The organism is Rhodovulum sp. PH10, from assembly GCF_000293785.1.
GTDB lineage: Bacteria > Pseudomonadota > Alphaproteobacteria > Rhizobiales > Xanthobacteraceae > Rhodoplanes.
Map to the genome: position 1 here is coordinate 84,250 of NZ_AKZI01000030.1, position 20,374 is coordinate 104,623.

Consider the following 20,374-nt stretch of genomic DNA (forward strand, 5'->3'; position numbering starts at 1 on the left):
AAAGGTCGGCTCGCCGCGTACCGACAGTCGTTTCGATCGCCGTCACAATCCCGTCCCGCGGCTGTACTTGTTGGGCAGAAGCTCGCGGATCGGCACCGCCTCCGGCCCGTGCTCGCCCATCACGATGACGCGGGCCTCGGGATCGTAGTCGCAGATCAGCTCGCGGCAGCTGCCGCACGGCGAGACGATGCGGACCGACTGGTCGGCCTCGTGCGGGCGCGGGTGGCGCACCGCGACGATCGTCTCGATGCCGATCTCGCCGAGATCGGTGACCAGCTTGCCGAGCGCGACGCCCTCCGCGCACACCGCCATGCGGCCGAGATAGGCGTCGAGATTGACGCCCGTCACGATGTGGCCGGAGCGGCTGCGCAGCGCCGCGCCGACCTCCTGCCAATCGTTGCGATAGCGCTCCTTGATCGCGGCGCGGGCGGCCTCGACCAGCTCGCGATCCCGCTCGCTCAAGCCCGAGGCGCCCGGCGCGCCGGTTCGTGCATCCATCATGGCGGCACCCTTCACGCGACGTCCGTCATTGGGCGAGCTCCTTCAGCCCGAGACGGATCAGCTTTGCCGTGTCGGCTCCCTCGCCGGCGGCTTTTGCGGCGGCGGCGACCGCGGCCGCCGCCTGCGGGCGAGCATAACCGAGATTGACCAGAGCCGAGACCGCATCGGCGACCGGCCGCGGCGCCGCATCGGCGTCGAGGTCGGCGGAGAGCTTCGCCGCCGCCGGATCGACCGCGGACAGCGCCGGCGCCTTGTCCTTCAGCTCGGTGACGATCCGCTCGGCCACCTTCGGGCCGACGCCGGGCGCGCGCGCCACCATCGCCTTGTCGCGCATCGCGACCGCCGAGCCGAGCTCGGACGGCGCCAGCGTCGACAAGACCGCGAGCGCGACCCGCGTGCCGACGCCCTGCACGGTCTGCAACAGGCGGAACCATTCGCGCTCGACGTCGGAGAGGAAGCCGAACAGCCGGATCTGGTCCTCGCGGACGTGCGTCTCGATCGACAGCGTCGCCGCCTCGCCGGCCGCCGGCAGCGCCCGCAGCGTGCGCGCCGAGCAGTGCACCAGATAGCCGACGCCGTGCACGTCGATGACGACGAAGTCCTCGCCGTAGGAATCCACCACCCCCTTCAGCTTGGCGATCATGCGTACGTCGTCCGGACAGGGGCAAAGAAACAGCGCCGCGCCGGGTCGCGACCGAAATGCGCCCTCGGCGGAGATGTCCTCATGCCCCGGCGACCTTCATCAAAAGCGCGGCGCGGGTGATCGCGCTGGTGCGGTGGTGGGCGTGGGTGACGGCGATCGCCAGGGCGTCGGCGGCGTCGTGGGTGGTGGGATCGGCCTTCGGCAACAGCACGCCGATCATCATGCGGATCTGCGCCTTGTCGCCGTGGCCGGCGCCGACGATGGTCTTCTTCACGAGGTTCGGCGCGTACTCGGCGACCGGGAGCCCGGCCTGCGCCGGCACCAGCAGCGCGACGCCGCGCGCCTGCCCGAGCTTCAAGGTGGCGGAGGCGTCCTTGTTGACGAAGGTCGCCTCGACCGCCGCCTCGACCGGATCGAACGCGGCGATCACCTTCGACAGCCCGGCATGGATGGTGACCAGCCGCTCGCCCATGGCACCGCGGTCGTCGGTCGCGACCGAGCCGCAGGCGACGTAAGTGAGCCGATTACCGGCGACATCGATCACGCCCCAGCCGGTGCGGCGGAGCCCGGGGTCGATCCCGAGGATGCGAATCGTGTCCGGCATGCCCGACTCTTACTCGGAGCCGGGCGGGGCGGCCAGCGAGGACCGCCCCGGCGAGAAAAGGCGAGAACGCCCCGGGCGGCCGGAGCGGCGCGCCGCGCGGAAAAATTACTGCGGCGGCGGCTCGCCGCTCTCGGTCCCCGTCCCGGTGCCGGTGCCGGAACCGCCGGCGGAGGTACCTGCCGGATCACTGCCGGCCGGATCGGTCGGCGCGCTCCTGCCGGGGATCATGGTGTTGGACGTGCCGCCGACCACGCCGGTGGCGCGGGTGCCGGGCATCGGCGGCTGGCTGCCGGACGAGCCGGAGCCGGTGGTGTCCTGCCGCAGCCGGTAGTCCGACGTGCCGGGATCGACGCTCGGGGAGCCGACGAGCCCGCCTCGTGCCGATTCGCCGGTCATGCCCGCGGTGGTGCCTTCCGAGACGGTCCCCGGCAGGTTGCCGGCGGCGCGCTCCGGCCCGCGGTTCTGGCCGATCGCCAGCACGATCGCGATCACCACCGCGATGCCGGCCACGGCGAAGATCATCGCCCAGTTGCGGTTCGCGCGCGGGGTGCGCATCGGATCGGGGCGCATGTCTTCCGGCATCTCGGCAGGGCTGCGGGCATCCTTGGACGAGCGGATGGGACGGTCGGCCATGGCGGTCTCCCTCGGTCGCGGCGTTGCGTGTGGGCGGTCCGTCGGACAATCACCCGGGCGCGGCAGCGGTTCCCCGAATCCGGCGATCGCGCCGCCCGCACCGGAGGTTCCGCCGAGACAGGCGGAGGGGATCGCGCTATCCCGGACCGGCCTCGCTCTCGCCCACACCGGAGGAGCCATGCTGCCGCTGAAGGGTCTTCTCGTCGTCTCGCTCGAGCAGGCGGTGGCCGCTCCCTTGTGCACCTGCCGGCTGGCGGACGCCGGCGCGCGGGTGATCAAGGTGGAACGGCCGGAGGGCGATTTCGCCCGCGGCTACGACGCGCTGGCGCACGGCGAGAGCATCCATTTCGTCTGGCTCAACCGCGGCAAGGAATCGGTGGTGCTCGACCTCGCGGCGGACGACGACAAGCGTTTGCTCGAGGCGATGCTCGGCCGCGCCGACGTGCTGGTCCAAAATCTCAAGCCGGGGGCGCTGCAAAAGCTCGGCTTCGCGGTGGAGCGGCTGCGTGAAAGAAACCCGCGGCTGATCGTCTGCTCGATCTCCGGCTACGGCGAGGCCGGTCCCTATGCCCGGCGCAAGGCCTACGACCTCCTGGTGCAGGCGGAGACCGGGCTCGCCTCGCTCACCGGCACGCCGGACGGGCCGTCGCGGGTCGGCGCCTCGGTCGCCGACATTTCTGCCGGGCTGAACGCCTATCAGGCGATCCTCGAGGCCTTGATCGCCCGCGGGCGCACCGGCGAGGGAGCTACGCTCTCGGTGTCGCTGTTCGACTCGCTCGCCGAATGGATGACGGTGCCGCTGCTGCAGCACGAGTTCGGCCAAACGCCGCGGCGCATCGGCCTCGCCCATCCGGGCATCTCGCCCTATGGTGTGTTTCGCTCGCGCGACGGCGTCGAGGTGCTGATCTCGATCCAGAACGACCGCGAGTGGCGGATGCTCGCCCGCGAGGTGATGGACGATCCGGCGCTCGCGAAAGACCCCGACTTCGCCACCAATATCGACCGCATGGCGCGCCGGCCCGAGACCGACGGGCGGGTGCAGGCCGCTTTCGGCGCGCTCGATGCAAATGAACTGACGGAAAAGCTTGCGGCGGCCGAGATCGCCTTCGCGCGGGTGAACGAGATGGCGCAGCTTTCGACCCATCCGCATCTGCGCCGCGTCACCGTCGACACGCCGTCCGGCCCGGTGACGTATCCGGCGCCGCCCGGCGCGCGCGGCAAATGCTTCGGCCCGGTGCCGGCGCTCGGCGCCCACACCGAGGCGGTGCGGCGCGAGTTTCTCTAGCGCGGAGCGAGCGAGGAAAATGCCGCCGCGTGATGAGCGGCAGATGCCTCGCTGAAGCAGCAGAAGACCACCCGCGCCAGCGAGCCGGGTTTCTTCTCGATCTCCTCCGCCACCGTGCCGACCGCGATCGGCGCTGCCCGCTCGGGCGGAAAGCCGTAGACGCCGGTCGAGATCGCCGAGAAGGCAATCGACACGAGGTTCTTCTCACGCGCCAATGTCAGCGAGGTCTCGTAGCACGAGGCGAGCGCCGCCTCCTCGCCCGCGGTGCCGCCCCGCCACACCGGGCCGACCGCATGGATCACGAATTTTGCCGGCAGCCGAAATCCTTCGGTGATCTTCGCCGACCCGGTGTCGCAGCCGCCGAGCGGCCGACACGCCTCCAGAAGCTCGGGCCCGGCTGCCCGGTGAATGGCGCCGTCGACCCCGCCGCCGCCGAGCAGCGTGCGGTTCGCCGCATTGACGATGGCATCGACCCGAAGCGTGGTGATGTCGGCGACCAGAATCTCGAGCGTGGTGCCGCCGATCACGGCGGTCGGCAGCGGCGAGGAGGGCATCGGGAAAACTCCGCGGGTGCGCGCGGCCGCCCCGCGCATCCCCCACACGGCGCAACCGCCGATCGATGCGCCGGCCCGGCCACGCGGGTGGCAGGGCGGACAATACGCCCAGCGACCCTGGCTATTCGAAACGTGTCCAGAGCGCAACAGTCGGATATGGCCTGCAACGTACGTAACTGCTCCCTCTTGAAGCGGTCCGGGCCGTTGGCTCTAATTGGGGCATGAGCACCGTCCTGATCGAGATTCGCCGTGCCAAGCCATCCGATGCGACTTTGATCGCAGCGGCCCACGACGAAGCGTGGCGGACCTCGTACCGCGGCATCATCCCGGGCCCCGAGCTCGAGAAGCTGGTGAGCCGGCGTGGACCGGCCTGGTGGGACGGGGCGCTGCGCAAAGGCAGCCGCGTGTCGCTGTTCGTGTTCGGCGACACCGTCGCCGGCTACGGCAATTTCGGCCGCAACCGGGCGCGCAGCCTGCCCTACGACGGCGAGATCTACGAGCTGTATCTCCGCCCGGAGTTCCAGGGCCTCGGCTTCGGCCGCAGGCTGTTCCAGGCGGCCCGCCGCGACCTCGCGCAGACCGGCATGAAGAGCCTGGTCGTGTGGGCGCTGTCGGACAACGAGCCGGCGACCGAGTTCTATCGCGCGCTCGGCGGCCGGCCGGTGGCCCGCTCGTCGGAAACGTTCGGCAACAAGACGCTCGACAAGATCGCCTTCGCCTGGCCGGCCTGATCTTTTCGCACATCGGCGTCGTACGGTCGCGGGCGTGACGCCCGCCGACCGCCTCCACCGACCGTCTCCCCTGCCCGCCGACCCTCGCCCGACGAACCGCCGGGCTTGCGCGAAACCGCCGAGGCCGCGCTCACGCGGGCGGCGTGTGGCAGACCGCCTCGATATTGTGGCCGTCGGGATCGAGCACGAAGGCTCCGTAATAATTCGGATGATAGTGCGGCCGCACGCCCGGCGCACCGTGGTCGGTGCCGCCGGCGGCGATCGCCGCCTCGTAGAAGGCATCGACCGTCTCGCGGTCCGGCGCGGTGAAGGCGACGTGCACCCGACCGCCCGACGCGCCCCCGCCGCTGATCCAGAAGTCCGGCTTGCCGGCGCGCCCGAGCCCCGCATGCGGAAAGCCGTCGGGGGTTTCGCCCGGCTCGAACGCCATGATCACCGTGTAGCCGAGCGGCGCCAGCGCCGCGGTGTAGAACGCCCGCGACCGCGCGAAGTCCGAGACCGGGAAGCCGATGTGGTCGATCATGCTTTGTTCTCCGATATTCTCTCCCCGGCTCACGCGAGCCGGGGAAATGCAGGGAACGCGGTCGCCGGCCGCCGAGTCGGGGCCGGACAGGTCCGGGCCGGACGAGTCCGGTCAGGTCTTCTGGCGCTCGACCATCAGCTTCTTCAGCTCGGCGATCGCCTTGGCCGGGTTGAGGCCCTTCGGGCACGCCTTCGAGCAGTTGAGGATGGTCACGCAGCGGAACAGGCGGAACGGATCTTCCAGGAGGTCCAGCCGCTCGCCGGTCGCCTCGTCGCGCGAGTCGATCACCCAGCGATAGGCGTGCAGGAGCGCGGCGGGGCCGAGATAGCGGTCCGGGTTCCACCAATATTCCGGGCACGAGGTCGAGCAGCACGCGCACAGGATGCACTCGTAGAGGCCGTCGAGCAGCTCGCGGTCCTCGCGGCTCTGCTTCCACTCCTTCTCGGGCGCCACCGTCTCGGTCTGCAGCCAGGGCTGCACCAGCGCGTGCTGGGCGAAGAAGTTGGTGAGGTCCGGCACGAGGTCCTTGGCGACCGGCTGGTGCGGCAGCGGGCTGATGCGCACCGGCCCCTTGATCTCGGCGATGTCCTTGGTGCAGGCGAGCGTGTTGACGCCGTCGATGTTCATCGCGCACGAGCCGCAGATGCCCTCGCGGCAGGAGCGGCGGAAGGCGAGCGTCGGGTCGATCTTGTTCTTGATCCACAACAGCGCGTCGAGAACCATCGGCCCGCAGTCGTCGAGATCGACCGAGAAGGTGTCCATCCGCGGATTGGCCTCGTCGTCCGGGTTCCAGCGATAGACGCGGAACTCCTTCAGACGGGTCGCGCCCTGCGGCGCCGGCCAGACCTTGCCCTGGGTGACCCTCGAGTTCTTCGGCAGGGTGAATTCGACCATGATCAGACCTTTTCCAACCGCGGCTCAATCGTCTTCGTCGTCGAGAGCTGCCTTGAGATCATTGTTTTCCTCGATCCGCAGCATTCTGATGTCGCGAACCGCCGGCGTGAACCACGGGAACTTCTTCGCCATCCGCTGCACCACCCGGACACAGCGGACGGCATCGACCGTCTCGTCTCCGAAGTACGCGCTTCCCTGCATCCACTCGAAGCCGCGCGCCGTCAGATAATTCCGGACATCGGCATAGGCGTTGTTCCAGGACGAGCTCGGATAGGTTTGCTTGAGGATCTCGGTGTCGAAATCGAACACGATGGCGTACACGCGTCCGCTCCCCGGTCGATTGTGTCCGATTCCGGCAACCGACGCCATTGGACACCCTCAGTAAACCCTCGCCTTGGGCTCGATGTAGGTCACTTCGTTCGTCATCGTGTAGGTGTGGACCGGCCGGTAGTCGATCGTCACCTTGCGCGTCTCGGGGTCGAGCCACGCGAGCGTGTGCTTCATCCACTCCTTGTCGTCGCGGTTCGGAAAGTCCTCGCGGGCGTGGGCGCCGCGGCTTTCCTGCCGGTTGACGGCGGAGTTCATGGTGACGACCGCCTGGGAGATCAGGTTGTCGAACTCCAGCGTCTCCATCAGGTCGGTGTTCCAGATCAGCGAGCGGTCGGAGACCTTCACGTCCTCGGCGCCGGCCATCACCTTGTCGATCAGCTCGACGCCTTCCGACAAAATCTCGCCGGTGCGGAACACCGCGCAGTTGTTCTGCATCACCTTCTGCATGTTCGACCGCAGCACCGCGGTCGGCGTGCCGCCATTGGCGTAGCGGAACCGGTCGAGCCGGGCGAGCGCCTTGTCGGCGGCGTCCTTCGCCAGCGACGGCTGGTCGGCGCCGGGCTCCAGCATCTCGGCGCAGCGCAGCGCCGCCGCGCGGCCGAACACCACGAGGTCGATCAGCGAGTTCGAGCCGAGGCGGTTCGCCCCGTGCACCGACACGCAGGCCGCCTCGCCGAGCGCCATCAGGCCGGGCACGATGTGGTCGGGATCGCCGTCCTTCCTGATCAGCGCCTCGCCGTGATAGTTCGTGGCGATCCCGCCCATGTTGTAATGGACGGTCGGCAGCACCGGGATCGGCTCCTTGGTCACGTCGACGCCGGCGAAGATCTTCGCGCTCTCCGAGATGCCGGGCAGGCGCTCGTGGAGGATCTTCGGGTCGAGGTGATCGAGGTGCAGGAAGATGTGATCCTTGTTCTTGCCGACGCCGCGGCCTTCACGGATCTCGATGGTCATCGCCCGCGAGACGACGTCGCGCGAGGCCAGATCCTTGGCCGACGGCGCGTAGCGCTCCATGAAGCGCTCGCCCTCGGAATTGACCAGATAACCGCCCTCGCCGCGCGAGCCTTCGGTGATCAGGCAGCCCGAGCCGTAGATGCCGGTCGGATGGAACTGCACGAACTCCATGTCCTGCAGCGGCAGGCCGGCGCGCAGCACCATCGCGTTGCCGTCGCCGGTCTGGGTGTGGGCGCCGGTGCAGGAGAGATAGATGCGGCCGTAGCCGCCGGTCGCGAGAATGGTGGTCTGCGCCCGGAAGCGGTGCAGCGTGCCGTCGTCGAGATTGAGCGCGATCACGCCGCGGCAGGCGCCCTCCTCGTCCATGATCAGGTCGAGCACGAAATACTCGACGTAGAACTCGGCGTGATGCTTGAGCGCGGCGCCGTACAGCGTGTGCAGCATCGCGTGGCCGGTGCGGTCGGCCGCGGCGCAGGTGCGCTGGGCGATGCCCTGGCCGTAGTTCGTCGTCATGCCGCCGAACGGGCGCTGATAGATCTTGCCTTCCTCGGTGCGCGAGAACGGCACGCCCCAGTGCTCGAGCTCGTAGACCGCGGCCGGCGCGTTGCGGCACAGATACTCGATCGCGTCCTGGTCGCCGAGCCAGTCCGACCCCTTGACGGTGTCGTACATGTGCCAGCGCCAGTCGTCCGGACCCATGTTGCCGAGCGCCGCCGAGATGCCGCCCTGCGCCGCCACCGTGTGCGAGCGGGTCGGAAAGACCTTGGTCAGGCAGGCGGTGCGCAGGCCCGCCTCGCTGCAGCCGACCACGGCGCGCAGGCCGGCCCCGCCGGCTCCCACCACGACCACGTCGTAGGTGTGGTCTTCGAGCGGGTAGGCGCGGCCGTTCACCGCCGGCGCCGCGCCGTTTCCGGAACCGTTAGCCGCCATGTCACACTCCGAACGAAAGCTTGAGGATCGCGTAGGTGCAGGCCAGCCACAGCACGACCGTGAGGAACGTGTTGCCGATCAGCAGCGCCGTCTTGAGCCCCTTGCCGTAGATGTAGTCCTCGATCACCGACTGGAGACCGAGCCGCATGTGCAGCGTGGTGGCGTAGACGAACAGCAGCATGACGATCGCGACCAGCGGCGATCCGAGAATCTGCGCGACCGCGGCGTGGTTGCGGCCGATCAGCGAGATGACGATGACGATCGCGGCGAAGGTGAGCGGCACCAGCGCGATCGCGGTCAGCCGCATCTCCCACCAGTGCTCGGTGCCGGACATCGCCGAGCCGAGCCCGCGGGCCTTTGCCATCGGGGTGCGGATGCTGGACAGCTTCATCGCAGGCCTCCCATCACGAAGCCGCCGATGATCCAGGCGAGCAGGGTGAGCGAGATCGAGCCGATCAGCGTCGCCCGGGCGAGCCATTCGCGCTCGTTGGGGGCGAAGCCGCGGCCGGTGTCCCAGATCAGGTGGCGGACACCGCCCAGCGAGTGGTGGATCAGCCCCCAGGAGAAGCCGAGCAGCACCAGCCGGCCGATCCAGGTGCTCATGAACCACTGCACCCAGGCATATTGATTCGGCCCCGCGGCGGCGGCGAGCAGCCACCACACCACCAGCAGGAAGCCGGCATAGAGCACGACCCCGGTGACCCGGTGGAACCCGGACATCAGGAACGTGAAGGTCAGGCGATAGACTTGAAGATGCGGCGACAGCGGCCGCGCGACCCGCGCCGGGCGTTCAGCCATGGAAGAACTCCAAATAGGGCCAGTCCCTTGAAGCAGAAGCGCGCCCCCGGTGCAATGCCCAATCACGCGTGCGGGCCTCGCCGGGGGGCACGCCGAGACAGGACGGGGGCGCGGCCCCCGCCCGCGTTCGCGCTCCTCAGCGCGGCACCAGGGCCCAGTAGTCGAGGTCGAGCACCACCCCCGGATCGTAGTCGCTGCCCACCCGCAACGGATGGTCGTCGCAGGCGCGATCCTTGGCGGCGACCAGCCGCAGCCGCAGCGCGCCGACGTCGTTGCGGTTCGGCAGATCCGCCTTGTCGAGCACCTCCGACCAGGCGAACACGGTGTCGGCCGCAAACAGCGGCGCGACGTGCGAGCCGCTGTTGATCCCCGCGACATGGAAGACGTTGGCGAGGCCGTTGAACGACAGCGCGCGGGCGAGCGAGATCACGTGCCCGCCATAGATCAGCCGCCGGCCGATTCGCGTCCGCACCTGGGCGAAGTGGTTGAAGTGCACTTTCGCCGTGTTCTGGTAGAGCCGCGTGGCGATCTGGTGCTCGGCGTCCTCCACCGTCATGCCGTCCACGTGGTCGATCTTCTCGCCGATCTCGTAGTCGCCGAAGCGATGCGGCGAGCCCGACAGCCCGTCGTCCCAGGCGGCCGGATCGATCGGCGGGCAGGCGGCGCCGAGCGTCGCCGGATCGAGCACCTTCGCGAGCGCCGGCACCGCTTCGCCCTGCGGCTTCGCCGCCTCGTCGCGCTTGTGCACCATCACCCAGCGCACGTATTCCAGCACCTTCTCGCCGTCCTGGCGAAAGCCGGTCGAGCGGACATAGACGACGCCGGTGCGGCGGCTCGAATTCTCCTTGAGGCCGATCACCTCGGAGACCGCGCTCAGCGTGTCGCCCGGATAGACCGGGGCGAGGAACCGGCACTCGGCATAGCCGAGATTGGCGACGGCATTGAGCGAGATGTCCGGCACGGTCTTGCCGAACACCACGTGAAAGACGAGCAGGTCGTCGATCGGCGCCTTCGGATAGCCGATCGCCCGGGCGAAGGCGTCGGAGGACTGCACGGCGAAGCGCGGGCCGTACAGCGCGGTGTAGAGCGCGACGTCGCCGGCGGTGACGGTGCGCGGGGTCGCGTGCCGGATCACCTCGCCGATGCGAAAGTCTTCGAAGAAGCGCCCCGGACTGGTCTTGCTGGCCATGGTTCAGGACGGACTGGGGGTGAGGTTGCAGTGCAGCGAGTCGTACCCGCGGCCGGGCCACTTGGCAATGGGCGGGACGCGCGAACCCGGCCGAGCGGACGCGCGCGACCGGGCTTCAGGGTTGCGGAAGGTCGGATTCGGAGAAAGGCCTCGACTTGGAGTTCCACGATCAGCGACCTGTCGGCAATCGCGAACCCACCCGAGCCGGGGCGCCCCCGTCGAGCGTCCCCGACCACGGCAAGAGCAACGGCGGCATCGAAGGCCACACCGTCACGGTCGCCCGCGAGGTGGATTGGCCGAACGGGGTCGGCACTTTCCCGGTGAGCTGCGGCGGCGCCACGTCGCCACCATCACAGAGCGAATCGACGCGCGTACCGGGAGCACGCGCGAGATCGGTGACGAACCGGGCGGCCGAAAGCGGCCCCGGCCAGCGAACGCGGGCTTGCCCGTGTTCGGCACGAAGACACACACGGGCTCGCCGGTGTTCGGCACGTGGACGTTCGCAAGTCGGGCAAGCCCCATTTGCATGGGTTGCGGGGCAAACGCCGGCCGCGGCATCGAAAAGTTCGTCGACATCCGCGGTATCGGCATCGCTTTTCTCCTGGCCCCCGGCAGTTCGCACCGCATCCCAGCCGCCGTCCGAGCTTCCAAACGATCTCTTGGCGGCGGGGTCAGCCGCCCATGCCTGGCGGCGCGACCGACGCCTCGGTGAGCCCGGCGGCATCGAGCCAGCGCCGCACCCGGCCGGTCGCCTTCGCCTGCTCGACGAAGCCGCTGACCAGCGCCAGCGCCACCGGCCGCCCTCGCGGAACCGCGACCGCCGTGCGCGCCTCGAGGAAGGCGCCGTCGAGCACCCGCGCGCCGGCGATCCGGGCGGAGGTGGCGGCGAGCGACTCGCGGCCGAGCGCGATCGCGTCCGCCCCGCCGCTCGTCATCAGCGTGACGGCATCCTCCGACGAATCGAGCGCGAGATGCACCGCGCGCGGCGAGGCGAGCGCCGAGGCGCGCAGGGTCGCGGTGTCGCGCACGCCGGCGATCCGCACCCACGGCGCGTCGGCATCGGCGATCCGCTTGATCGGCGAGCCGGCCGGCACGAGGTAGCTCGCCCGCATCAGATGATAGGCGGCGCCGAACGCCACCACCTGCCGGCGCTGCGCGTCGACCGGCATGAAGGCGAGATCCCAGGCGCCGCGCGCGGCGGCGTTCTGGATCTCGCCGGAGCTGCGATAGGCCAGCCACTCGACCGGCACGCCGAGCTCGTCGGCGAGCGCCGCCGCCAGGTCGACGGTGACGCCGTGCAGGGCGCCGGCCGCATCGCGCACCGCGAACGCCGCGGAGGGCGTCGCGCCGACGGCGATCGCCACCCGCAGCCGGCCGGTCGGCATCAGCTCGGACAGGGCCGCGTCTGCGGCCGTGCACCCGGTCGCGCGAAGGGCCGTCATGGTCGTGCGCTCGGCTCCGGCGCGGGCATCTGCTCCTCCGAAGGTCGGTGTGCGCCCGACACAATCATGACACGAAGGCGTCGCGGGGCGCCATGGGGAAGCGCACGATTCGCGGCAATTCCTCTGAAAAATTCGCACCTTGCCGAAGGAATGCCGCACCGAGGCACCAATGTCCGCCAGCGGACGGTGCAGCGGCACCGGCGGCCCGGCCGGCAGCCGGACCGGTTCGACGGCGCGAATCACGACAGATATGCGCGCAAACCGACGCCAGTCCCGCCGAAGCGCTTTGATTCGCGTCCCGAAAACCCTACATTGGGCGCCAGAAAGGCTCTCCCCATGACCTATATCGACGCGACTGCGGCTCCGCTTCGCAAGAACGGACAGATCAAGATTCACGGCGAAGAGGCGTTCGCCGGGATGCGCAAGGCCGGACGGCTGACCGCCGAGTGCCTCGACATGCTGGTGCCCGAGATTCAGCCGGGCGTGCCGACCGACCGGATCGACCAGCTGGTGTTCGAGTTCGCGATGGACCACGGCGCCTATCCGGCGACGCTGATGTACCGCGGCTACACCAAGTCGACCTGCACCTCGATCAACCACGTGGTCTGCCACGGCATCCCCAACGAGAAGCCGCTGCGCGAGGGCGACATCGTCAATGTCGACGTGACGCTGATCGTCGACGGCTGGCACGGCGATTCGAGCCGGATGTACGCGGTCGGCGAGATTCCGCGCCGCGCCGAGCGGCTGATCGACGTGACCTTCGAGTCGCTCGAGATCGGCGTCACCGCGGTGCGGCCCGGCGCCACCACCGGCGACATCGGCGCGGCGATCGAGAAGTTCGTCGAGGGCCACAACATGAGCGTGGTGCGCGATTTCTGCGGCCACGGGCTCGGCCGGCTGTTTCACGACGAGCCGAACATCGTCCATGTCGGCCGGCCCGGCGAGGGCATCGTGCTGCGGCCCGGCATGCTGTTCACCGTCGAGCCGATGATCAATCTCGGCCGCCCGCACGTGAAGGTCCTGTCCGACGGCTGGACCGCGGTGACGCGCGACCGCTCGCTGTCGGCACAGTTCGAGCACACGGTGGGCGTCACCGAGACCGGGGTCGAGGTGTTCACCTACTCGCCCAAGGGGCTCGACAAGCCGCCGGTCAATGGCGGCCCGGCGCTCGCCTCGCGGCACTGACCGGCGCGGCCCTCGGGCCGCCCGAAGCCCTGATCCTCGCCCGGATCCGCGTGAGGATCCGGACGCGAGACCTCGGGCCGCGGTCGTCGGTCCCACCGTCGCCACGAAAAAAGGCCCGGGTGTCGCCCGGGCCTTTTTGCTTGGGTTCGCTCTCGGCGCCGCGTGTGCCGATCTGCTTGCCGATCGTCGTCCGGGTCGTCCCGCAGCGCCCGTCGTGGCGGATGCGCGGGTCTAGCGGCGGTCGCCGACCAGGCGCAGCAACATCAGGAACAGGTTGATGAAGTCGAGATAGAGCGACAGCGCGCCCATCACCGCCTTGCGGCCGGCCACGGTGCCGTCGTCCATCGCGCTGTACATCTCCTTGATCTTCTGGGTGTCCCAGGCGGTCAGGCCGGCGAAGATCAGCACGCCCGCGACCGACAGCGCCCAGTCGAGCGCGCTCGACTGCAGGAACATGTTCACGAGCATCGCGATGACCAGGCCGAACAAGCCCATGATCAGGAACGAGCCCATGCCCGAGAGATCACGCTGGGTGGTGTAGCCCCACAGCGACAGCGCGCCGAACGAGGCGGCCGAGATGAAGAACACCCGGGTGATCGAGCCCGCCGTGTACATCAGGAAGATCGAGGCGAGCGACAGGCCGAGCATGCCGGCATAGACGAAGAACAGCGTCCGCGCGGTCGAGGCGGACAGCGAGTTGATCCGGAAGCTCATGAAAAAGACGAGGCCGAGCGGGGCGAGCACCAGCACCCACATCAGCGGGCTGGTGAACACCGCCTCGCCGAACCCGGTGAGCCCGGAGATGCGGCCGTTCGCCACCGTGATGGAATCACCACCGGCGGCGAGATAGGTCAGCCACGCCGTCACGCCGGTGAGCGCGACGCCGCTGGCCATGTAGTTGTAGACGCGGATCATGTGGGCCCGCAGGCCCTGGTCGATGGCGACCGCCCGGTCGGCCCCGTAGCCGCGCGATGCGATCGTATTCCGGTCGAAGTCCGACATGGGGGATAGTCCTTTCTGTCCGCCCGTTCACCGCTGGTCAGCGGCCGGGAAGGGCACCCGGTCCGACACCGTCGAATTCGGCCTCAATGTAGGCCTCGTCATGGTCGCCGTGAAGGGGACGGGCCCCTGTCCGATCATGACAAATTCGCCACCCTCGGCCCCGTTACGCCACGGCGTTCGCGTGGCGTTACCGGAGCGTTACCCGGCCGGCGTCACTCCTCCCGCTCGCCGAGCAGCTGCAGGAGCAGCGTGAACAGGTTGATGAAGTCGAGATAGAGCGAGAGCGCGCCCATCACCGCCGAGCGCTCCATCGTCTCGCCGTCCATCGCGCCGTAGAGATACTCGCTCTTCAGCCGCTGGGTGTCGTAGGCGGTGAGGCCGGCGAACACCAGGACGCCGATCACCGAGATCAGCCACTGCATCATCGAGGAGGCGACGAACACGTTCACCAGGCTCGCGATGATGATCCCGAACAAGCCCATGATCAGGAACGAGCCCATCCCCGAGAGGTCGCGCTTGGTGGTGTAGCCCCACAAGGACAGCGCGCCGAACGAGGCGGCGGTGATGAAGAACACCCGCACCACCGAGGTGTGGGTGAACACCATGAAGATCGCGCCGAGCGACAGCCCGACCAGCGCCGCATAGACCCAGAACAGCGCCTGGGCGGTCGCCGGCTTGAGCCGCTGGATGCCGAAGCTCAGGGCGAACACCAGCGCGAGCGGCGCCAGCATGATGACCCATTTGAGCGGGCTCACATAGACGGCCCAGCCGATCGGCGTGAGAAACATGCTGCCGCCGATGCGGGCCGGCAGCTCGGCGCCGTTCCTCACCACCCGCGCCGCGTCCGAGGCGTCGCCGGTGACCGAGACGAGATACATGCCGAGCGCGGCGAACCCGGTGATCGCCAGCCCCAGCACCATGTAGTTGTAGACGCGCAGCATGTACGCGCGCAGCCCGGCGTCGAACGCGGCCGCCTCCGCGTGGCCGGCCGCGCCGTAAGGCACGCCCCAGGTGTTCCGATCGTAGTCCGACATCGTCGAACCCCCTTCCGTTGTCCCGCTGTGTGCCGTCCCGCTGTGTGCCGCAGCCCGTCGCCCGGCGGTCCGAAAAGCACGTGCCGGATAGGAACGCATTATATGCGACCGCTGGCGGACTCCCGGCGGCGACGGATTGTCGCAAAGATCTCGCGCGCCGCGTGTTGCGCAGCCGAGGCGGTCGCCGCCCGCCCGTCCCCTGCCGGCCGGTGGCGGGGCGATCATCGGGCCGCATGGTTCAGCGATCGTTAACGGCGGCGGGACTTCGCGCGCGCTCGGAGCGCGCTTCGAGCGCATTCACAACGCGCGAAGCACGGCGGCCGGCTTGCGGCCGAGCGCCGAGACGGTGCCGACGAGGCCGCAGGCGAGCGTCACCGCGAGCGCGCCGAACGCGGCGGCGAGCGCCGGCCCGGCGTGCCACGTGAAGGGCAGCGTCATGATGTCGCCGACCACGAGCCACGCCGCGACCGAGCCGGCAGCGACCCCGAACAGCACCGCCGCGAGGCCGATCAGCGCGTACTCGATCAGATACGCCGTGACGATGGTGCGACGGGTGGCGCCGAGCGTCTTCAGGATCACCGCGTCGTAGACGCGGTGGCGATGGCCGCTCGCGAGCGCGCCGCCCAGCACCAGCACCGCGGCGATCAGCGTGACGGCGCTCGCCGCGCGGATCGCGCGGGAGAGATCGGCGAGCACGCCCGCCACCTGGTCGAGCGCCTCCTTCACCGGCACCGGGGTGACGGAGGGAAACGCCTTCGCCACCGCGTTCATCACCGCGGCCTCCTCGGCGGGCGTGCCGCCGTCGGGGAAGGAGACGGTGGCGATGTCGCTGTGCGGCGCCCCGGCGAAGGCGCCGGGCGAGAAGACGAGCACGAAATTGATGCCGAGCGACTGCCAGTCGACCTTTCTCAGATTGGCGACGGTGGCGCCGATGTTGCGGCCGAGCACGTTGACGGTGAGGCGGTCGCCGACCGAAAGCCCGAGCCCGTCGGCGACCTTCTCCTCGAGCGAGAGGAGCGGCGGCCCGCGATAATCGGCGCCCCACCAGTCGCCCGCCACCACCCGCGAGCCCTCCGGCACGGTGCCCGCATAGGTGATGCCGCGATCGCCGTGCAGCGCCCAGCTGCCGCGCCCGGTGGTCTTCAGCTCCTCGGCCGGCACGCCCTTCACCGCGACGATTCGTCCCCGCAGCATCGGCACGCGCTCGAGGGTCGCGGCGGGCGCGGTGTCCTTCATCAGCGCGTCGAAGCGCGCCGTCTCGCGGCTCGGAATGTCGAGGAAGAAGAAGGAGGGCGCGCGCTGCGGCAGCTCGGAGGTCAGCGCGTGGCGCAGATTGGCGTCGACCTCGAGAATGGTCACCAGAAGCGCCATGCCGAGCCCGAGCGAGATGACGACCGTCGGCGTCAGCGCCGCCGGCCGGTGAATGTTGGCGATCGCCAGCCTCAGCACGGTTTTGCGGGCCCGCGGCGCGCGTCGCGCCAAGGCCATCACCCCGCTCGCGACGAGGCGCAGAAGCACCAGCACCGCGACCGCCACCCCGACGAACACGGCCGCCACCGGCGGATCGTAGGAGGCGCCGATCGCCAGCCCCGCGAGCGCGAGCGCCGAGACGACGGTCGCGACGACGTAGCGCGGGCGCGGCCGACGCTGGCGGTCGGGGGAGACCGCATCCCTGAACAAGGCCGACACCGGCACGTCGTGGGCGCGGCCGAGCGGCCACAGCGCGAAGGTCACCGCGGTGAGGAGGCCGTAGACGAAGGCGAGCGCCAACGGCCCGGCATGCAGCGACGGCGCGATCGGCAGCGGCAGCACCGCGCCCCACACCGCGGCGATCAGGAACGGCAGCGCGGCGCCGAGCGCGAGGCCGATCGCCGAGCCGATCGCCGCCAGCACCAGGATCTGCGCCAGATACACCGCGACCACGCCGCCACCGCCGGCGCCGAGCGCCTTCAGCGTGGCGATGGTGTCGCGCTTGCGGTCGAGATGGTGGCGGGTCGCGTTGGCGACGCCGACGCCGCCGACCAGCAGCGCCGTCAGCCCGACCAGCGTGAGGAACTGGGTGAAGCGGCCGATCGACCGCTCGAGCCGCGGCGAGGCATTGGCGCTGGAGCGCACGTCCCATCCGGCGTTCGGGAATCTCTGCTCGGCCGCCTCGGTCACCGCGTCGATGTGGCGCGCCGAGGCATCGTCGAGCCGCAGCCGGTAGACCCAGCGCACCAGGCTTCCGGGCTGGACCAGGCCGGTCGCGGCGAGCGCATCGGCCGAGACCATCAGCCGCGGCCCGAAGCCGATGCCGCCGGCGAGCCGGTCGGGCTCGCTCGTCACGCTGGCGCGCAGCACGAAGGTCGCCGAGCCGATGGTGATCTTGTCGCCCGCCGTCAGGCCGAGCCGGGCGAGCAGCAGCGGGTCGGCCGCCGCGCCGAAGGCGTCGCCGTCGCGAGCGAGCGTCTGGTCGAGCGGGGCCGGCGGGTCGGTGACGACCGCGCCATAGAGCGGATAGGCGGCATCGACCGCCTTCAGCTCCACGAGCGTCGAGCGGCCGTCGGCGGTTCTGGCGAGCGCCCGCATCGAGGCGGTGACGGAGACTGTCCCGGCCTCCTCCATGAAGGCGCGCTCGGCCGGCCCCGCCTCGCGCTGGACCAGCGTGAAGGCGACGTCGCCGCCGAGAATAGCCCTGCCCTGGCCGGCGATGCCGGCGGTCATCGAGGTCGCGAGCGAGCCGACCCCGGCGATGGTCATCACCCCGAGCGCCATGCAGGCGACGAAAACGGCAAAGCCGCGAAAGCCGCCGCGCAGATCGCGCAATGCCACCTTCAGGAGCGGCCGCCACGGCGTGCCGGCGGGGCGGGCGATGGCGGGCGAGCCCGTCGCGTCGGCGGCGGTCACGCCAAAACCTCGCGGTCCGCGGATTCGTGCGCGGCGGTCTCGTCGATCCGGCCGGAATGGATGTGCACCGTGCGGTCGCAGCGCGCCGCGAGCCCCGGATCGTGCGTCACCAGCACCAGCGTCATGCCGCGCTCGCGATGGCCGGCGAACAAGAGGTCGACGATGCCGCGGCCGGTCGTCTCGTCGAGATTGCCGGTCGGCTCGTCGGCGACCAGGATCGCCGGGCGCGGGGCGAGTGCGCGCGCCAGCGCGACGCGCTGCTGCTCGCCGCCCGACAGCTGCGCCGGATAATGGTCGCGCCGCGCGGCGAGGCCGACCGCCTCCAGCTCCCGGGCCGCGATCTCGAAGGCATCTTGATGCCCGGCGAGCTCGAGCGGCACCGCGACGTTCTCGAGCGCGGTCATGGTCGGGATCAGGTGGAACGACTGAAAGACGATTCCTATGTTTCGGCCGCGGAACTGCGCGAGCCCGTCCTCGTCGAGGTCTCCGAGATCGGTGCCGGCGACCGTCACCGTGCCGGAATCCGGCCGCTCGAGCCCGGCCATCACCATCAAAAGCGTCGATTTGCCCGATCCGGACGGCCCGACCAGGCCGATCGCCTCGCCCGCCCCTATATCGAGGGAGACGTGTTTCAGAATGTGGACCCGTGCGGCCTCGGAGCCGAGGGAGAGATCGACCCCCGACAGGGCGATCGCGGGCGGGGATCGGAGAAGCGAGGTATCGTCCATGCTGCCGTCTTTTTCGTGCGTACCGGGGCCGCGGGCGGGGTTTTCGTCATATGGGGCGGCATATGGGGCCCCGCATTGGCGGATGAAGCCGGCGCGACGCGTGGTCGCCGCTCTCGCCGGGCTGCTCGCCGCCATCGTCTTTTACGTGGCACCGGCCACATTTTCCTCGGCACGTGCGGAAAAAGCCGGCGAGCGGCCGCTGAAAGTCGTGCTGCTGGGGGATTCGCTCACCGCCGGCTACGGCCTGCCGCCGGGCGACGGCTTTGCCGCCCAGCTGCGAAAGGCCCTGGCGGAGGGCGGACATCCGGAAAACGCGCCGCCGGTCGAGATCGTCGATGCCGGCGTGTCGGGCGACACCACCACGGACGGCCTCGCCCGGCTCGACTGGGCGGTGCCTTCGGGCACCGACGCGGTGGTGGTCGAGCTCGGCGCCAACGACGCGCTGCGCGGCATCGACCCGGCGGTCACCCGGAAAGCGCTCGGCGAGATTCTGCGGCGGCTGAAAGCGCGCGGCATTCCGGTGCTGCTCGCCGGCATGAAGGCGCCACCGAACATGGGGACAGACTACAAGCGCGCCTTCGACGTCATATTTCCCGACTTGGCGAAGGCCTATGATTCGGTGCTCTACCCGTTCTTCCTGGAGGGGGTGGCGGCCCAGCCGAGCCTCAATCAGGCCGACGGGATGCATCCGAACGCCGCGGGCGTGCGGGTGATCGTGCGGGGCATCCTGCCGCGCGTCGAGGAGCTGATCGCCCGCGCCGCCGCCCGGCGCGACCGGAGCTGAGACGAAAAGCCTCCGGCCCGCCTGCCCTCCGTTCCCGACCGGTCCGCGAAACAGCGCGGCCGGCGAGCGGGACGCGTCCTCCAGCCGCAGGTATCCCCCATGCCCAGACTGTTCACCGCCATAGAGATTCCCCGCGATGTCGGGGAGGCCTTGTCGATGCTGCGCGGTGGGCTGCCGGGCGCTCGCTGGATCGACCGCGAGAACTACCATCTGACGCTGCGCTTCATCGGCGACATCGACGACGCCACCGCCCGCGAGGTCGCCTATGCGCTCGAAGGCGTGGCGCGCGCCCCCTTCACGCTGCGGCTCGACGGGGTGGATGCGTTCGGCGGCCGCAAGCCGCGCGCGGTGTTCGCGGCGGTCGCGCCCAATCCGGCGCTCGTCGAGCTGCAGGCCGAGCACGAGCGGCTGATGCAGCGGGTCGGCCTGCCGGCGGAGGGGCGGAAATTCGCGCCGCACGTGTCGCTCGCGCGGCTGCGCGACTCCTCGCCGCGTCAGGTCGCCGACTATCTCGCCACCCGCGCCGGCTTCCGCTCGATGCCGTTCCCGGTCGAGCGCTTCGTGCTCTACTCCTCGCGAGCCTCGGTCGGCGGCGGGCCCTACGTGGTCGAGGCCGAGTATCCGCTCGAGGTGCTTCCCGAACGCGCCCGGCTCGGCGCCCGCTGAGAGCCCGTTTGGAAACTCGGACGCGGGCTGCGTTGCGGCGCGAACTGCCGGAGGCCAGGAGAAAAGCGATGCCGATAT

22 protein-coding genes are annotated in these 20,374 nt (G+C 70.0%); 5 read left to right on the forward strand and 17 right to left on the reverse strand.

What is annotated here, in order from left to right:
- Nucleotides 1-42 precede the first annotated feature (42 nt).
- The 4 genes from A33M_RS06170 to A33M_RS06185 all read right to left on the reverse strand — a co-directional run bounded on the left by A33M_RS06170 (nucleotide 43) and on the right by A33M_RS06185 (nucleotide 2,381).
- Nucleotides 43-501 (reverse strand): cytidine deaminase, encoded by a 459-nt coding sequence (locus tag A33M_RS06170; protein WP_008384738.1) that lies wholly within the window; start codon nucleotides 499-501, stop codon nucleotides 43-45.
- A gap of 25 nt (nucleotides 502-526) precedes the next feature.
- Nucleotides 527-1,144, reverse strand: a complete 618-nt coding sequence (gene ruvA / locus A33M_RS06175) for a Holliday junction branch migration protein RuvA (protein WP_008384740.1) — start codon at nucleotides 1,142-1,144, stop codon at nucleotides 527-529.
- Between the two features lie 79 nt (nucleotides 1,145-1,223).
- Entirely contained in the window at nucleotides 1,224-1,736 is a 513-nt protein-coding gene (gene ruvC / locus A33M_RS06180) for a crossover junction endodeoxyribonuclease RuvC (RefSeq protein WP_202801805.1), read from the reverse strand.
- 117 nt (nucleotides 1,737-1,853) lie between these two features.
- On the reverse strand, nucleotides 1,854-2,381 hold the full coding sequence (locus A33M_RS06185; RefSeq protein ID WP_008384744.1) for a hypothetical protein: 528 nt from the start codon (nucleotides 2,379-2,381) through the stop codon (nucleotides 1,854-1,856).
- Nucleotides 2,382-2,559: 178 nt separating this feature from the next.
- Between A33M_RS06185 and A33M_RS06190 the strand changes: the two genes are divergently transcribed.
- On the forward strand, nucleotides 2,560-3,666 hold the full coding sequence (locus A33M_RS06190) for a CaiB/BaiF CoA transferase family protein (RefSeq protein ID WP_008384748.1): 1,107 nt from the start codon (nucleotides 2,560-2,562) through the stop codon (nucleotides 3,664-3,666).
- On the opposite strand, the gene A33M_RS06195 is transcribed toward A33M_RS06190, so the two are convergent.
- Nucleotides 3,663-4,220 (reverse strand): O-acetyl-ADP-ribose deacetylase, encoded by a 558-nt coding sequence (locus A33M_RS06195; protein WP_008384751.1) that lies wholly within the window; start codon nucleotides 4,218-4,220, stop codon nucleotides 3,663-3,665. The genes A33M_RS06190 and A33M_RS06195 overlap by 4 nt on opposite strands.
- 221 nt (nucleotides 4,221-4,441) lie before the next feature.
- On the opposite strand from A33M_RS06195, the gene A33M_RS06200 reads away from it, so the two are divergent.
- Nucleotides 4,442-4,951, forward strand: coding sequence for a GNAT family N-acetyltransferase (locus A33M_RS06200; RefSeq protein WP_008384753.1), 510 nt, complete (start codon nucleotides 4,442-4,444; stop codon nucleotides 4,949-4,951).
- Between the two features lie 130 nt (nucleotides 4,952-5,081).
- On the opposite strand, the gene A33M_RS06205 is transcribed toward A33M_RS06200, so the two are convergent.
- The 8 genes from A33M_RS06205 to A33M_RS06240 form a co-directional block, all read right to left on the reverse strand.
- Complete coding sequence (locus tag A33M_RS06205; RefSeq protein WP_008384755.1) at nucleotides 5,082-5,474, reverse strand: VOC family protein; 393 nt, start codon at nucleotides 5,472-5,474, stop codon at nucleotides 5,082-5,084.
- Between the two features lie 111 nt (nucleotides 5,475-5,585).
- Nucleotides 5,586-6,368 carry a succinate dehydrogenase iron-sulfur subunit gene (locus A33M_RS06210; RefSeq protein WP_008384757.1) on the reverse strand — a complete coding sequence of 261 codons (783 nt, stop codon included), beginning with the start codon at nucleotides 6,366-6,368 and terminating at the stop codon, nucleotides 5,586-5,588.
- A 24-nt stretch (nucleotides 6,369-6,392) separates the two neighbouring features.
- Nucleotides 6,393-6,689 (reverse strand): virulence factor, encoded by a 297-nt coding sequence (locus A33M_RS06215; protein WP_008384759.1) that lies wholly within the window; start codon nucleotides 6,687-6,689, stop codon nucleotides 6,393-6,395.
- 57 nt (nucleotides 6,690-6,746) lie between these two features.
- Nucleotides 6,747-8,582 (reverse strand): succinate dehydrogenase flavoprotein subunit, encoded by a 1,836-nt coding sequence (sdhA, locus tag A33M_RS06220; RefSeq protein ID WP_008384761.1) that lies wholly within the window; start codon nucleotides 8,580-8,582, stop codon nucleotides 6,747-6,749.
- 1 nt (nucleotide 8,583) lies between these two features.
- The gene (gene sdhD, locus A33M_RS06225; RefSeq protein WP_008384763.1) at nucleotides 8,584-8,973 is read right to left on the reverse strand and encodes a succinate dehydrogenase, hydrophobic membrane anchor protein; all 390 of its coding nucleotides are present in this window, start codon (nucleotides 8,971-8,973) and stop codon (nucleotides 8,584-8,586) included.
- Nucleotides 8,970-9,380, reverse strand: coding sequence for a succinate dehydrogenase, cytochrome b556 subunit (sdhC, locus tag A33M_RS06230; protein ID WP_008384766.1), 411 nt, complete (start codon nucleotides 9,378-9,380; stop codon nucleotides 8,970-8,972). Before sdhC ends, sdhD begins: the two co-directional genes overlap by 4 nt.
- Before the next feature lie 136 nt (nucleotides 9,381-9,516).
- Complete coding sequence (locus A33M_RS06235; RefSeq protein WP_008384767.1) at nucleotides 9,517-10,569, reverse strand: MaoC family dehydratase; 1,053 nt, start codon at nucleotides 10,567-10,569, stop codon at nucleotides 9,517-9,519.
- A gap of 671 nt (nucleotides 10,570-11,240) precedes the next feature.
- Nucleotides 11,241-12,011: a transporter substrate-binding domain-containing protein gene (locus A33M_RS06240; protein ID WP_040619517.1), complete on the reverse strand. Its 771-nt coding sequence runs from the start codon at nucleotides 12,009-12,011 to the stop codon at nucleotides 11,241-11,243.
- A gap of 336 nt (nucleotides 12,012-12,347) precedes the next feature.
- On the opposite strand from A33M_RS06240, the gene map reads away from it, so the two are divergent.
- Nucleotides 12,348-13,196 carry a type I methionyl aminopeptidase gene (map, locus tag A33M_RS06245; RefSeq protein ID WP_008384771.1) on the forward strand — a complete coding sequence of 283 codons (849 nt, stop codon included), beginning with the start codon at nucleotides 12,348-12,350 and terminating at the stop codon, nucleotides 13,194-13,196.
- A 231-nt stretch (nucleotides 13,197-13,427) separates the two neighbouring features.
- Here map and A33M_RS06250 read toward each other — a convergent pair whose 3' ends face one another.
- The 4 genes from A33M_RS06250 to A33M_RS06265 all read right to left on the reverse strand — a co-directional run bounded on the left by A33M_RS06250 (nucleotide 13,428) and on the right by A33M_RS06265 (nucleotide 18,846).
- Nucleotides 13,428-14,198 carry a Bax inhibitor-1/YccA family protein gene (locus A33M_RS06250; RefSeq protein ID WP_008384774.1) on the reverse strand — a complete coding sequence of 257 codons (771 nt, stop codon included), beginning with the start codon at nucleotides 14,196-14,198 and terminating at the stop codon, nucleotides 13,428-13,430.
- A gap of 212 nt (nucleotides 14,199-14,410) precedes the next feature.
- Nucleotides 14,411-15,232 (reverse strand): Bax inhibitor-1/YccA family protein, encoded by an 822-nt coding sequence (locus A33M_RS06255; protein ID WP_008384776.1) that lies wholly within the window; start codon nucleotides 15,230-15,232, stop codon nucleotides 14,411-14,413.
- A 297-nt stretch (nucleotides 15,233-15,529) separates the two neighbouring features.
- On the reverse strand, nucleotides 15,530-18,118 hold the full coding sequence (locus A33M_RS06260; protein ID WP_008384777.1) for an ABC transporter permease: 2,589 nt from the start codon (nucleotides 18,116-18,118) through the stop codon (nucleotides 15,530-15,532).
- Nucleotides 18,115-18,846 carry an ABC transporter ATP-binding protein gene (locus tag A33M_RS06265; protein WP_008384780.1) on the reverse strand — a complete coding sequence of 244 codons (732 nt, stop codon included), beginning with the start codon at nucleotides 18,844-18,846 and terminating at the stop codon, nucleotides 18,115-18,117. Before A33M_RS06265 ends, A33M_RS06260 begins: the two co-directional genes overlap by 4 nt.
- Before the next feature lie 100 nt (nucleotides 18,847-18,946).
- On the opposite strand from A33M_RS06265, the gene A33M_RS06270 reads away from it, so the two are divergent.
- Nucleotides 18,947-19,630 (forward strand): arylesterase, encoded by a 684-nt coding sequence (locus A33M_RS06270; protein WP_237718289.1) that lies wholly within the window; start codon nucleotides 18,947-18,949, stop codon nucleotides 19,628-19,630.
- Between the two features lie 99 nt (nucleotides 19,631-19,729).
- On the forward strand, nucleotides 19,730-20,296 hold the full coding sequence (thpR, locus tag A33M_RS06275; RefSeq protein ID WP_040619518.1) for an RNA 2',3'-cyclic phosphodiesterase: 567 nt from the start codon (nucleotides 19,730-19,732) through the stop codon (nucleotides 20,294-20,296).
- The last annotated feature ends 78 nt before the right edge of the window (nucleotides 20,297-20,374 follow it).